This window comes from Streptomyces sp. (genome assembly GCF_036524955.1).
Taxonomy (GTDB): domain Bacteria; phylum Actinomycetota; class Actinomycetes; order Streptomycetales; family Streptomycetaceae; genus Actinacidiphila.
On the sequence record NZ_DATDBG010000038.1, the window covers coordinates 17,342 to 29,746 of the forward strand.

At 72.1% G+C, this 12,405-nt stretch carries 11 protein-coding genes; 1 reads left to right on the forward strand and 10 read right to left on the reverse strand.

Going from position 1 to position 12,405, the window contains the following annotated elements:
• Nucleotides 1–93: 93 nt before the first annotated feature.
• The 6 genes from carB to pyrR all read right to left on the reverse strand — a co-directional run bounded on the left by carB (nt 94) and on the right by pyrR (nt 8,220).
• On the reverse strand, nt 94–3,405 hold the full coding sequence (carB, locus tag VIW71_RS03225) for a carbamoyl-phosphate synthase large subunit (RefSeq protein ID WP_331620375.1): 3,312 nt from the start codon (nt 3,403–3,405) through the stop codon (nt 94–96).
• Nucleotides 3,398–4,567, reverse strand: a complete 1,170-nt coding sequence (gene carA / locus VIW71_RS03230; protein WP_331620377.1) for a glutamine-hydrolyzing carbamoyl-phosphate synthase small subunit — start codon at nt 4,565–4,567, stop codon at nt 3,398–3,400. The genes carB and carA overlap by 8 nt, the downstream gene beginning before the upstream one ends.
• Nucleotides 4,564–5,229, reverse strand: coding sequence for a hypothetical protein (locus VIW71_RS03235; protein ID WP_331620378.1), 666 nt, complete (start codon nt 5,227–5,229; stop codon nt 4,564–4,566). Before VIW71_RS03235 ends, carA begins: the two co-directional genes overlap by 4 nt.
• The gene (locus VIW71_RS03240) at nt 5,226–6,518 is read right to left on the reverse strand and encodes a dihydroorotase (protein ID WP_331620380.1); all 1,293 of its coding nucleotides are present in this window, start codon (nt 6,516–6,518) and stop codon (nt 5,226–5,228) included. Before VIW71_RS03240 ends, VIW71_RS03235 begins: the two co-directional genes overlap by 4 nt.
• The gene (locus VIW71_RS03245) at nt 6,515–7,483 is read right to left on the reverse strand and encodes an aspartate carbamoyltransferase catalytic subunit (RefSeq protein ID WP_331620381.1); all 969 of its coding nucleotides are present in this window, start codon (nt 7,481–7,483) and stop codon (nt 6,515–6,517) included. Before VIW71_RS03245 ends, VIW71_RS03240 begins: the two co-directional genes overlap by 4 nt.
• 98 nt (nt 7,484–7,581) lie before the next feature.
• Nucleotides 7,582–8,220 (reverse strand): bifunctional pyr operon transcriptional regulator/uracil phosphoribosyltransferase PyrR, encoded by a 639-nt coding sequence (pyrR, locus tag VIW71_RS03250; RefSeq protein ID WP_331620382.1) that lies wholly within the window; start codon nt 8,218–8,220, stop codon nt 7,582–7,584.
• 185 nt (nt 8,221–8,405) lie between these two features.
• On the opposite strand from pyrR, the gene bldD reads away from it, so the two are divergent.
• Nucleotides 8,406–8,906: a transcriptional regulator BldD gene (gene bldD, locus VIW71_RS03255; RefSeq protein WP_331620384.1), complete on the forward strand. Its 501-nt coding sequence runs from the start codon at nt 8,406–8,408 to the stop codon at nt 8,904–8,906.
• Between the two features lie 275 nt (nt 8,907–9,181).
• Here the strand turns inward: bldD and nusB are convergent, their stop codons facing one another.
• The 4 genes from nusB to VIW71_RS03275 form a co-directional block, all read right to left on the reverse strand.
• A complete protein-coding gene (gene nusB, locus VIW71_RS03260) occupies nt 9,182–9,607 on the reverse strand; it encodes a transcription antitermination factor NusB (protein ID WP_331620385.1) in 426 nt (141 codons plus the stop codon).
• A gap of 2 nt (nt 9,608–9,609) precedes the next feature.
• Nucleotides 9,610–10,176 carry an elongation factor P gene (efp, locus tag VIW71_RS03265; protein WP_331620386.1) on the reverse strand — a complete coding sequence of 189 codons (567 nt, stop codon included), beginning with the start codon at nt 10,174–10,176 and terminating at the stop codon, nt 9,610–9,612.
• 52 nt (nt 10,177–10,228) lie between these two features.
• The gene (locus tag VIW71_RS03270; RefSeq protein WP_331620387.1) at nt 10,229–11,338 is read right to left on the reverse strand and encodes a M24 family metallopeptidase; all 1,110 of its coding nucleotides are present in this window, start codon (nt 11,336–11,338) and stop codon (nt 10,229–10,231) included.
• Between the two features lie 275 nt (nt 11,339–11,613).
• A complete protein-coding gene (locus VIW71_RS03275) occupies nt 11,614–12,345 on the reverse strand; it encodes an AAA family ATPase (protein WP_414720638.1) in 732 nt (243 codons plus the stop codon).
• Nucleotides 12,346–12,405 lie beyond the last annotated feature (60 nt).

Below are 12,405 nucleotides of genomic sequence, written 5' to 3' on the forward strand. Positions count from 1 at the left end.
CTGTGCTTTCTCGTAGCAGGGTCAGGTCGTTCGGGTGCGGGCACGGCCGGCACGGCCGGGCGGAACACCCCGTCGCGACGGCGCCGGCCGCCCTCAGCCCTCCCTCGCCTCGGTCATTCGCTCCGCGTGCTCCTGGAGGGAGCGCACCCCTATGTCGCCGCGGGTGAGCGCGTCGATGCCCTGGACGGCGGCGGCCAGCGCCTGGACCGTGGTCAGGCACGGCACCCCGCGGGCCACCGCGGCGGTGCGGATGTCGTAGCCGTCGAGGCGTCCGCCGGTGCCGAAGGGCGTGTTGACGATGAGGTCCACCTCACCCTCGTGGATCAGCGTCACGACGGTGGGTTCGCCGTCCGGGCCGACCCCCTCGCTCTGCTTGCGCACGATCCGCGCCTCGATCCCGTTGCGCCGCAGCATCTCCGCCGTGCCCGAGGTGGCCAGCAGCTCGAAGCCGTGCTCGATCAGCGCCCGCGCCGGGAAGATCAGCGCCCGCTTGTCCCGGTTGGCGACGGAGACGAAGGCCCGCCCCTTGGTGGGCAGTGCGCCGTACGCGCCCGCCTGCGACTTGGCGTAGGCGGTGCCGAACACCGTGTCGATGCCCATCACCTCGCCGGTGGAACGCATCTCGGGCCCGAGGACGGTGTCCACGCCACGGCCCTGCGGGTCGCGGAACCGGCTCCACGGCAGCACCGCCTCCTTGACGGAGATCGGCGCGTCCAGCGGCAGCGTGCCGCCGTCGCCGCGGGACGGCAGCAGGCCCTCGGCCCGCAGTTCGGCGATGGTCGCGCCCAGCGAGATCCGGGCGGCGGCCTTGGCCAGCGGTACCGCGGTCGCCTTGGAGGTGAAGGGGACGGTGCGCGACGCCCGCGGGTTGGCCTCCAGCACGTACAGGACGTCCCCGGCCAGCGCGAACTGGATGTTGATCAGGCCGCGCACGCCGACCCCCGCGGCGATCGCCTCGGTGGACACCCGCAGCCGCTTGATGTCGTGGCCGCCCAGCGTTATCGGCGGCAGCGCGCACGCCGAGTCGCCGGAGTGGATGCCGGCCTCCTCGATGTGCTCCATCACGCCGCCGAGGTAGAGCTGGTGGCCGTCGTAGAGCGCGTCCACGTCGATCTCGATCGCGTCGTCCAGGAAGCGGTCGACCAGCACCGGCCGGTTCGGGCCGATCTCGGTGGACTCCGCGATGTACGAGGCCAGGCGCGTCTCGTCGTACACGATCTCCATGCCGCGCCCGCCGAGCACGTAGGAGGGGCGGACCAGCACCGGGTAGCCGATCTCGTCGGCGATGGCCTTGGCGGCGGGGAAGGAGGTGGCGGTGCCGTGCTTGGGCGCCGGCAGCCCGGCCTCGGCGAGCACCCGGCCGAAGGCGCCGCGGTCCTCGGCGAGGTGGATCGCCTCGGGCGAGGTGCCGACGACGGGCACGCCGTTGTCCTTGAGCGCCTGGGCCAGGCCCAGCGGGGTCTGGCCGCCGAGCTGGACGATGACGCCCGCGACCGGTCCGGCCTGGGTCTCGGCGTACACGACCTCCAGGACGTCCTCCAGGGTGAGCGGCTCGAAGTAGAGCCGGTCGGAGGTGTCGTAGTCGGTGGAGACGGTCTCCGGGTTGCAGTTGACCATGACGGTCTCGTACCCGGCATCGTGCAGCGCGAAGGAGGCGTGCACGCAGGAGTAGTCGAACTCGATGCCCTGGCCGATGCGGTTGGGGCCCGAGCCGAGGATGATCACCGCGGGCTTCGCGCGCGGCGCGACCTCGCTCTCCTCGTCGTAGGACGAGTAGAAGTACGGGGTGCGCGCGGCGAACTCGGCGGCGCAGGTGTCGACGGTCTTGTAGACCGGGCGGATGCCGAGCGCGTGCCGGACCTCGCGGACGGTCTCCTCACGCAGGCCGCGGACGGCGGCGATCTGGGCGTCGGAGAAGCCGTGCCGTTTGGCGTCGGCCAGCAGCTCCGGGTGGAGCCGGTCGGCGGCGGCCAGCTCGTCCGCGTACTCCTTGATCAGGAAGAGCTGGTCGACGAACCAGGGGTCGATCCGCGTGGCGTCGAAGACCTCCTGCTGGGTGGCTCCGGCGCGGATCGCCGCCATGACGGTGTTGATCCGGCCGTCGGTGGGCACCGCGGCCTTCGCCAGCAGTTCGGCCCTGTCCCCGAGCGGGCCGGCGAAGTCGAACTGCGAGCCCTTCTTCTCCAGCGACCGCAGCGCCTTGTTCAGCGCCTCGGTGAAGTTGCGGCCGATGGCCATCGCCTCGCCGACCGACTTCATGGTGGTGGTGAGGGTGGCGTCGGCGGCCGGGAACTTCTCGAAGGCGAACCGCGGGACCTTCACCACCACGTAGTCCAGGGTGGGTTCGAAGGAGGCCGGGGTCTGCTCGGTGATGTCGTTGGGGATCTCGTCCAGGGTGTAGCCGACGGCGAGCCGGGCGGCGATCTTCGCGATCGGGAAACCGGTGGCCTTGGAGGCGAGCGCGGAGGACCGCGACACCCGCGGGTTCATCTCGATGACGATGACCCGGCCGTCGTCGGGGTTGACCGCGAACTGGATGTTGCAGCCGCCGGTGTCCACGCCGACCTCGCGGATCACGGCGATGCCGATGTCGCGGAGGATCTGGTACTCGCGGTCGGTGAGGGTCATCGCGGGGGCGACGGTGATGGAGTCGCCGGTGTGCACGCCCATCGGGTCGAAGTTCTCGATGGAGCAGACGACCACGACGTTGTCGTGCCTGTCGCGCATCAGCTCCAGCTCGTACTCCTTCCAGCCGAGGATGGACTCCTCCAGGAGCACTTCGGTGGTGGGCGAGAGGGTGAGGCCCTGCCCGGCGATGCGGCGCAGCTCGTCCTCGTCGTGGGCGAAGCCGGAGCCGGCGCCGCCCATGGTGAAGGAGGGGCGGACCACGACCGGGTAGCCGCCGAGGGCGCCGACGCCGGCCAGCACCTCGTCCATGGAGTGGCAGATCACCGAGCGGGCGGACTCGCCGTGGCCGATCTTGGCCCGTACGGCTTCGACGACCGCCTTGAACTGGTCGCGGTCCTCGCCCTTGTGGATGGCCTCGACGTTGGCGCCGATCAGTTCGACGCCGTGCTCGGCGAGGACGCCGCCCTCGTGCAGGGCGATCGCGGTGTTGAGCGCGGTCTGGCCGCCGAGGGTGGGCAGCAGCGCGTCCGGCCGCTCCTTGGCGATGATCTTGGCGACGAACTCCGGGGTGATCGGCTCCACGTACGTGGCGTCGGCGATCTCCGGATCGGTCATGATGGTGGCCGGGTTGGAGTTGACCAGGATCACCCGCAGGCCCTCGGCCTTGAGCACCCGGCAGGCCTGGGTGCCGGAGTAGTCGAACTCGGCTGCCTGGCCGATGACGATCGGGCCGGAGCCGATGACCAGGACGGACTCGATATCGGTGCGCTTAGGCACGCTGGCCCTCCATGAGTGTTGCGCTGTGCTTGTCCTGCTCGTCCCGTATGAGTTCGACGAAGCGGTCGAACAGGTACGCGGCGTCGTGCGGGCCGGCTGCGGCCTCGGGGTGGTACTGGACGCTGAAGGCCGGCCGGTCGAGCAGGCGCAGCCCCTCCACCACGTCGTCGTTCAGGCAGACGTGGCTGACCTCGGCGCGGCCGTAGGGGGTCTGGATCACCCGGTCGAGCGGGGCGTCGACGGCGAAGCCGTGGTTGTGCGCGGTCACCTCGACCTTGCCGGTGGCACGGTCGCGCACCGGCTGGTTGATGCCGCGGTGGCCGTACTTGAGCTTGTAGGTGCCGAAGCCGAGCGCCCGTCCGAGGAGCTGGTTGCCGAAGCAGATGCCGAACAGCGGGGTGCCGCGCTCCAGCACCGCCCGGATGACGGTGAGGTCGGCGGTGGCCGGGTCGCCGGGGCCGTTGGAGAGGAACACCCCGTCGGGCTGCCGCGCGTACACCTCCTCGACGGTGGCGGTGGCGGGCAGCACGTGCACCTCGATGCCGCGTTCGGCCATCCGGCGCGGGGTCATGCCCTTGATGCCCAGATCGAGGGCGACGACGGTGAACCGTTTCGGGCCGACGGCGGGAACGACGTACGGCTGCTCGGTGGCGACCTCGGCGGACAGGTCCGCGCCGGCCATCTCGGGGGCCTGCCGGACCCGGGCGAGCAGCGTGCCGTCGTCGGCCAGTGCGTGGCCGGAGAAGATGCCCACCCGCATGGCGCCGCGTTCCCGCAGGTGCCGGGTGAGCGCGCGGGTGTCGATGCCGCTGATCCCGACGACGCCCTGCGCGAGGAGTTCCTCGTCCAGGGAGCGGCGGGAGCGCCAGTTGGAGGGGCGCCGGGCGGGGTCGCGTACGACATAGCCCGCGACCCAGATGCGGGCGGACTCGGGGTCCTCGTCGTTGACGCCGGTGTTGCCGACGTGCGGGGCGGTCATGACGACCACCTGGCGATGGTAGGAGGGGTCGGTCAGCGTCTCCTGGTAGCCGGTCATGCCGGTGGAGAAGACGGCCTCCCCGAAGGTCTCCCCGACCGCCCCGTAGGCACGGCCGCGGAAGGTGCGGCCGTCCTCCAGGACGAGTACGGCGGGTGGGGTGGCCGCCCGGGTGGAGGTCGTCATTGTGCGCCTTCCTTGTCGTGGGGCTTGTCCTGCTCGAAGGCGACCACATCGTCGCTGAGTTCGTTGCGTTCGGTGAGTTCGGTGAGTTCGTTGCGTTCGGTGAGTTCGCTGACGCGCGCGACCCACGCCGGGTGTTCGGCGGCGTGGTCGGAGCGGAAACCGGAGTCGATCAGGGTGCCGCCGTGCTCCCAGGTGACCACGAGCAGGCCGCCCTCGGGGAGCACCTTGCCCGCGATGGCCCGGTCCAGCCGGGCGCCGCGCAGCGCGGCGGCGGGCACGAAGAACCCGGGTGCGCCGACGCGCGCCACGTCCAGGCCCCGGCCGGTGAGGGTCAGTACGGCCCGGCTGCGTACGCCCAGGCCGTGCACGACGATCCGGTCCAGCCACTGCCCGGCGGTGGTGCTGCCGTGGTAGCGGCCGTCCATCGACAACAGAGGCAGCAGCGGCTCCCCGGTGTCCTCGGGCGCCTGCGGCAGTGCGGGCAGGCCGCCCTGGAGGGTGCGGCGCCACTGCCAGCCCTGCCGCATCAGCCAGTAGACGAGCACGACGACCAGGGCGAGGCCGACGATCCAGCCGATCCGGTCGGTCCAGTCGGTGACCTTCGCGGAGTGCCGCTCGGCACCCTCGGCGATGACCGTCATTGGCAGTGTCAGAGCTGTCATGTGAGCTTCCCGTCCATGACCGTGGCGTGGCCCCGCAGGAAGGTGGCGACGACCCGGCCCGGCAGCTCGCGGCCCGCGTAGGGGGTGTTGCGGCTGCGGGAGGCGAAGCCCGCGGGATTGACCGCTCCACGGTATGCGGGATCGACCAGCACGAGGTTGGCGGGCTCACCCCCGGCGACGGGCCGCCCGTGTCCGGCCAGCCGGCCGATCACCGCGGGCCGGGCCGACATGCGGTCGGCGACGCCCGCCCAGTCCAGCAGCCCGGTGTCGACCATGGTGTGCTGCACCACGGACAGCGCGGTCTCCAGGCCCACCATGCCCATGGCGGCGGCGGCCCACTCGCAGTCCTTGTCCTCGTGCGGGTGCGGGGCGTGGTCGGTGGCCACGCAGTCGATGGTGCCGTCGGCCAGCGCCTCGCGCAGTGCCAGCACGTCGGCCTCGGTGCGCAGCGGCGGGTTGACCTTGTAGACCGGGTTGTACGTACGGACCAGCTCGTCGGTGAGCAGCAGGTGGTGCGGGGTGACTTCGGCGGTGACGTCCCAGCCCTTGGCCTTGGCCCAGCGGACGATCTCCACCGACCCGGCCGTCGAGAGGTGGCAGACGTGCAGACGGGAGCCGACGTGTGCGGCGAGCAGCACGTCGCGGGCGATGATCGCCTCCTCGGCGACGGCGGGCCAGCCGGTCAGGCCCAGCTCGCCGGAGACCGTGCCCTCGTTCATCTGGGCGCCCTCGGTGAGCCGCGGCTCCTGGGCGTGCTGGGCGACGACCCCGTCGAACGCCTTCACGTACTCCAGCGCGCGCCGCATGATCACCGCGTCGTCCACGCACTTGCCGTCGTCGGAGAAGACCCGTACCCGGGCGGCGGAGTCCGCCATCGCGCCCAGCTCGGCGAGCTGCTTGCCCTCCAGGCCCACGGTGACGGCACCGACCGGCTGCACGTCGCAGTAGCCGGACTCGGTGCCGAGCCGCCACACCTGCTCCACCACGCCCGCGGTGTCCGCGACCGGGAAGGTGTTGGCCATCGCGTGCACGGCGGTGTAGCCGCCGACGGCGGCGGCGCGGGTGCCGGTCAGCACGGTCTCGGAGTCCTCGCGGCCCGGCTCGCGCAGGTGGGTGTGCAGGTCGACCAGGCCGGGCAGCAGGATCTTCCCCGCGCCGTCCACGACGGTCGCGCCGGCCGCGTCCAGCCCGGCGCCCACCGCGGCGATGGTCTCGCCGCTGATCAGAACGTCCTGGGCGGCGCCGCCGAGGATCTTCGCCCCGCGGATCAGGGTGTTGCTGGTGGTCACTTGCTCTCCTCGGTGCGGGGGTTGGCGATCGCGGGCTCGGAGCCGCCGAGCAGCAGGTAGAGGACGGCCATCCGGGTGCTGACACCGTTGGCGACCTGTTCGACGGCGGTGCAGCGCGGGGAGTCGGCGACCTCGGCGGTGATCTCCATGCCGCGGTTCATCGGGCCGGGGTGCATGACGATGGCGTGCTCGGGCAGCGCCGCCATCCGGGCGGCGTCCAGGCCGTAGCGACGGGCGTACTCCCGCTCGGTGGGGAAGAACGCGGCGTTCATCCGCTCGCGCTGCACCCGCAGCATCATCACGGCGTCGGACTTGGCGAGCACCGCGTCCAGGTCGTACGAGACCTCGCAGGGCCACCGGCCGACTCCGATCGGCAGCAGGGTGGGCGGGGCGACCAGGGTGACCTGGGCGCCGAGGGTGGTGAGCAGCAGCACATTGGAGCGGGCGACCCGGCTGTGCAGGACGTCGCCGACGATGGTGATCCGGCGGCCCGACAGGTCACGGCCGGTGCCCGACAGGTGGCGGCGCATGGTGAACGCGTCCAGCAGCGCCTGGGTGGGGTGTTCGTGGGTGCCGTCGCCCGCGTTGACCACCGAGGCGTTGATCCAGTCCGAGGTGGCGAGCCGGTGCGGGGCGCCGGAGGAGTGGTGGCGGATGACGACCGCGTCGGCGCCCATCGCCTCCAGGGTGAGCGCGGTGTCCTTCAGCGACTCGCCCTTGGAGACCGAGGACCCCTTCGCGGAGAAGTTGATCACGTCGGCGGAGAGCCGCTTGGCGGCGGCCTCGAAGGAGATCCGGGTCCGCGTCGAGTCCTCGAAGAACAGGTTGACGACGGTCCGGCCGCGCAGGGTGGGCAGCTTCTTGATGGGGCGGTCGGCGACGCGGGCCATCTCCTCGGCGGTGTCGAGCACGAGCAGGGCGTCGTCGCGGGTGAGGTCGGCGGCCGAGATCAGATGGCGCTTCATCGGGGTCACTCCGGGGTGCTGGGGCGGGCCGCAGGGCGCGCCGGGGCTACGAGGGCACACGCGAGCGCCGGACCGTGCGGGGTCCGGGCGCGGGTGCGCTACTCGTCCGCCGGCCGGCCCGGCTTCTGGCCGAGCTGGCCGAGCTGGCCGAGCTGGCCGAGAAGAACACTGTCGCGGCCGTCCTCCTCGGTCAGCAGGACCCGGACGGTCTCGCGCAGCGAGGTGGGGATGTTCTTGCCGACGTAGTCGGCCCTGATCGGCAGCTCGCGGTGACCGCGGTCGACCAGCACGGCGAGCTGTACGGCGCGCGGGCGGCCGATGTCGCCCAGGGCGTCGAGCGCGGCGCGGATCGTCCGGCCCGAGAAGAGCACGTCGTCCACCAGGACCACCAGCCGGCCGTCGATGCCGTCACCGGGGATCTCGGTACGGGCCAGCGCCCGCGGCGGGTGCAGCCGCAGGTCGTCGCGGTACATGGTGATGTCGAGCGAGCCGACCGGGGTGCTGCGGCCGGTGATCTGGGCCAGCTTGTCGGCGAGCCGGCCGGCCAGGAAGACGCCGCGGGTGGGGACGCCGAGCAGCACCACGTCGTCGGCGCCCTTGGCACGTTCGACGATCTCGTGGGCGATACGGGTGAGGGCGCGGGCGATGTCCGGGGCTTCGAGCACCGGGCGGGCACCGGCCGGAAGCGGGGCGGACGGCGGCTGCGTCCGCGCGATGGTGTTGCGGTCTTCGACCATGGGTCGGGGACCTCCTTCCCCGCCTCACGGGACGGGCGTTAAAGGACGTCGGGGGTACGGGGCAACGGTATCAGGTGACGGAGACCGCCCAGGTCAGAGACCAGTCGGACCTCTTCGGCTTGACGAGCTTGGATTACGCTGCGTAACCTCACAGTGAGTCACCGAGTTTCCGTCCGGGGAGCCATATGTCCAGCGATTACGCCAAGCAGCTCGGAGCGAAGCTCCGTGCCATCCGCACGCAGCAGGGCCTCTCCCTGCACGGCGTCGAGGAGAAGTCCCAGGGCCGCTGGAAGGCAGTGGTCGTGGGCTCCTACGAGCGCGGCGACCGCGCCGTGACCGTGCAGCGCCTCGCCGAGCTCGCCGATTTCTACGGAGTGCCGGTGCAGGAGCTGCTGCCGGGGACCACGCCCGGCGGCGCGGCGGAGCCACCGCCGAAGCTCGTGCTCGACCTCGAGCGCCTGTCCCAGGTACCGCCGGAGAAGGCCGGCCCCCTCCAGCGGTACGCGGCGACCATCCAGAGCCAGCGCGGCGACTACAACGGCAAGGTGCTCTCCATCCGCCAGGACGACCTGCGCACCCTCGCCGTGATCTACGACCAGTCGCCGTCCGTCCTCACCGAGCACCTCATCTCCTGGGGCGTCCTCGACTCGGACGCACGCCGCGCGGTGCAGCACGAGGAGGGCTGACCTTCCGTCCCGCCTGCAGAAACGTCCCGCCGCCCGGGTCGGCCCCTGACGGGGTCCGCCCCGGGCGGCGGCATGTCGGCCCAGGGCCGGTCCGACACATGGCGCCGTCCACCCGCCGGGTGGGGCTCGCGGTGTCCGGTGCGTGCGATCGCACGGCGGAGGGCGGTCCTCGTAGTGGGCGTAGCCCGCGTCATGGGCAGCTCCGACGATCCCGGCAACGCGGCGCACGCACGTGCCGGACACCGCGAGGCAGGCGGGATGTGTCAGACAGGCCCCTAGCGGCCCAGCGTCGGCTTGAGCTCCATCAGCCGGCCGAGCAGGCCGTTGACGAAGGACGGCGACTCGTCGGTGGAGAACTCCTTGGCGAGTTGCACGGCCTCGTCCAGCACCACCGCGTCCGGGACGTCGTCCTCCCAGATCAGCTCGTACGTGCCGAGGCGCAGCACATTGCGGTCCACGACCGGCATCCGGTCGAGCGTCCAGCCGACCGCGTAGCCGGAGAGCAGTTCGTCGATCCGCTGGGCGTGCGCCGCGTAACCCTCGACGAGCTGTGAGGTGTACTCGGTGACCGGCGGTTGCCGGTCGTCGGTCCGGGCCAGCCGGATCCAGTCCGCCATGACGGTCCTGGGGTCGGCCCCGCGCTGTTCCGCCTCGAACAGGATCTGGAAAGCGCGTTTTCGGGCCTTGTTCCGGGCAGCCACGGTTAGCTGTTCACCCGGCCGAGGTAATCACCCGTGCGGGTGTCGACCTTCACCTTTTCACCGGTGGTGATGAACAGCGGCACCCCGATCTCGTAGCCGGTCTCCAGGCGGGCGGGCTTGGAGCCGCCGGTGGAGCGGTCGCCCTGGACACCGGGCTCGGTGTACTCGATGACCAGCTCGACCGAGGCGGGCAGCTCGATGTAGAGCGGCGAGCCCTCGTACATCGCGACGACCGCCTCGAAGCCCTCCAGCAGGTAGTTGGCGGCCTCGCCGACGACCTCGGGGCTGACGGTGATCTGGTCGTACGTCTCGGTGTCCATGAAGACGAAGTCGGCGCCGTCCTTGTAGGAGAACTGCATGCCGCGCTTGTCGACGTTGGCCGTTTCGACCTTCACTCCGGCGTTGAAGGTCTTGTCGACGACCTTCCCGGAGAGCACGTGCTTCAGCTTGGTACGCACGAAGGCGGGGCCCTTGCCGGGCTTGACGTGCTGGAACTCGACTACGGTCCAGAGCTGGCCGCTGTCGAGCTTGAGCACGAGGCCGTTCTTGAGGTCGTTCGTGGTGGCCACGGTTGCGGAATCTCCTGAAAGTGCTGCTTCGGGACCAGGAAACCCGCGCCCGTCACAGGGCGAGCAGTTCCTTGGTCGTGATGGTGAGTAGCTCGGGCCCGCCGTCCGCCACGGGACGTACGACGAGTGTGTCGTCGATGCGGACACCGCCACGGCCCGGAAGATGGACCCCCGGTTCGACGGTGACCGGCACGCAGGCGTCCAGTTTACCCATGGCCGCAGGTGACAACTGAGGGTCCTCGTCGATTTCCAGGCCGACGCCGTGGCCGGACCAGGGCGCCAGGCCCTCGGTGTGGCCCGCGGCGGTCAGCGGCTGGCGGGTGGCGCGGTCCACGTCACGGCAGGCCACCCCGGGCGCCAGCGTCTCGCGGCCGGCCCGCTGGGCGTCGAAGACCAGCTCGTACAGGTCGATCTGCCAGGCGGCGGGAGCGCTGCCTATGACGAAGGTGCGGCCGATCTCGCAGCGGTACCCGCGGTAGCAGGCGCCCAGCCGGACGGTGAGGAAGTCGCCCTCCTCCACGCGGCGGTCGGTCGGTGCGTGGCGGGGGGTGCCGGAGTGCGGGCCGGTGCCGACGGAGGTGGGGAAGGCGGGTCCGTCGGCGCCGTGGTCCACCAGGCGGCGCTCCAGTTCCAGGGCGAGGTGCCGTTCGGTGCGGCCGACCAGGATGGATTCCAGCAGTTCACCGAGGGCCTGGTCGGCGATCTCCGCGGCGATGCGCAGGGCCGCGATCTCCTGTTCGTCCTTGACCAGGCGCAACTGCTCCACGGCGCCGCCGAGGTCGGTCAGCGGCAGACCGCCGGCGACGGAGCCGATCGCGCGGTGCCGGACCACGGTGAGGTGGTGCTCCTCGACGGCGAGGGAGGCGGCGGCGTGCTCGCGGGCCAGCCCGGCGGCGGCCACCGCCGCGTCGCCGTCCGCCGACCGCAGCACCAGGGAGCGCAGATCGTCCGAGAACTCCGCTCGGCCCCGGTGGTCGGGCGGCGTACGCAGGTGCACGAGGACGTCCTCGGGACCCGGCCCGACCAGCAGCGCGGCCCCGGCGGGCGCGCACCCGGTCAGATACCGCACATTGGCCGGCTGGGTGACGAGCGCCGCCGCGACGCCCGCCGCCGCACACCGGCCGCGCAGCCGTTCCCTACGGATCGCATGCACCTCCGCCATGCGGCGAGCGTACGACGACACCGGCCGCGTGGCTCCCTGTGCGCGTCCGGCCGTGGGACGTTCGCAAGCCCTGCGGGCGGCGTGGACCGGCACCCACGGGGGTGGTGGGGCGAGGGTGGGCAGAGGGGGTTCCCGAGGTGTGTGTCCGGGATACGGCCCGGGCGCCGCCTGCAGCCCTGTCCGGGATACGGCCCGGTTCACCGCCGCCAGGACCGCCTGCGGCCGTCGCGTCGGAAGAGGTGCCCGAAAGGGAACGGGCCGCGCGGCCCGCGGGTCTACCAGACCGGCGGGCCCTGGAGGCTGCGGGCCACCACGCGGTCGAGGGCGGCGGCCGCGGCGGCGACGTCGAGGTGGGAGTTGTCGATGATGGGCAGGCCGGAGCCGTACCAGCCGGCCATACGGCCGTGGATGCGGGCGACTTCCTCGTCGGACAGGCGGCGGTTGCCGGAGCGCTCGGCGTTGCGGGTGAGGACGACGTCCAGGCCCGGGAGCAGGACGACCGGGAGCAGACCGGGGCCGACGTGGCGTTTCCAGCCGCCCAGGCCGACGGCGGGGCGGTCGGGGAAGACGGCGTCGTCGATGATGCAGGAGACACCGTTGGCCAGGAAGTTGCGGGCGGCGAAGCCGCAGGTGCGGCGGGCGAGGCGGTACTGCGCCTCGGAGTGCTCGTTCCACCCGGCCTGCGGGTCGGCGAAACCGGCTCGCACCCATTCCCGCACGTCGTCCAGGCTGATGTGCGCGGTCGGGGCGCCGCGGTGGTCCGCCCAGTACCGGGCGATGGTGGTCTTGCCCGCGCCGGCCGCGCCGATCAGCAGGACGGCGACCGGGCCGTGCGCGGTACCGGACAGCGAGCCGCCGGGCTGCGCGGGCACCTGCACGGGAGCCGGCGGCGGCAGCGGGAAGTGCCCTGTGCCGCCGGGTGCGGGGGGCGGCGGGGGGGACGGCTGCGCCGCCGGTCGACCGGGCTGCGGTGCTCCCACAGCGTGCTGCATCTCGGCCCACTCCATCCCGTACGGAGGCAATGCGTCGACCACGAACGGTACCGCCACGGGGCGCCGTCGTGGGAA

Bases quoted from the DNA above. Each gene is read 5' to 3' on its own strand.
- carA (WP_331620377.1), bottom strand. From the start codon at position 4,567: ATGACGACCTCCACCCGGGCGGCCACCCCACCCGCCGTACTCGTCCTG.
- VIW71_RS03235 (WP_331620378.1), bottom strand. From the start codon at position 5,229: ATGACAGCTCTGACACTGCCAATGACGGTCATCGCCGAGGGTGCCGAG.
- VIW71_RS03245 (WP_331620381.1), bottom strand. From the start codon at position 7,483: ATGAAGCGCCATCTGATCTCGGCCGCCGACCTCACCCGCGACGACGCC.
- pyrR (WP_331620382.1), bottom strand. From the start codon at position 8,220: ATGGTCGAAGACCGCAACACCATCGCGCGGACGCAGCCGCCGTCCGCC.
- bldD (WP_331620384.1), top strand. From the start codon at position 8,406: ATGTCCAGCGATTACGCCAAGCAGCTCGGAGCGAAGCTCCGTGCCATC.
- VIW71_RS03270 (WP_331620387.1), bottom strand. From the start codon at position 11,338: ATGGCGGAGGTGCATGCGATCCGTAGGGAACGGCTGCGCGGCCGGTGT.
- VIW71_RS03275 (WP_414720638.1), bottom strand. From the start codon at position 12,345: ATGGAGTGGGCCGAGATGCAGCACGCTGTGGGAGCACCGCAGCCCGGT.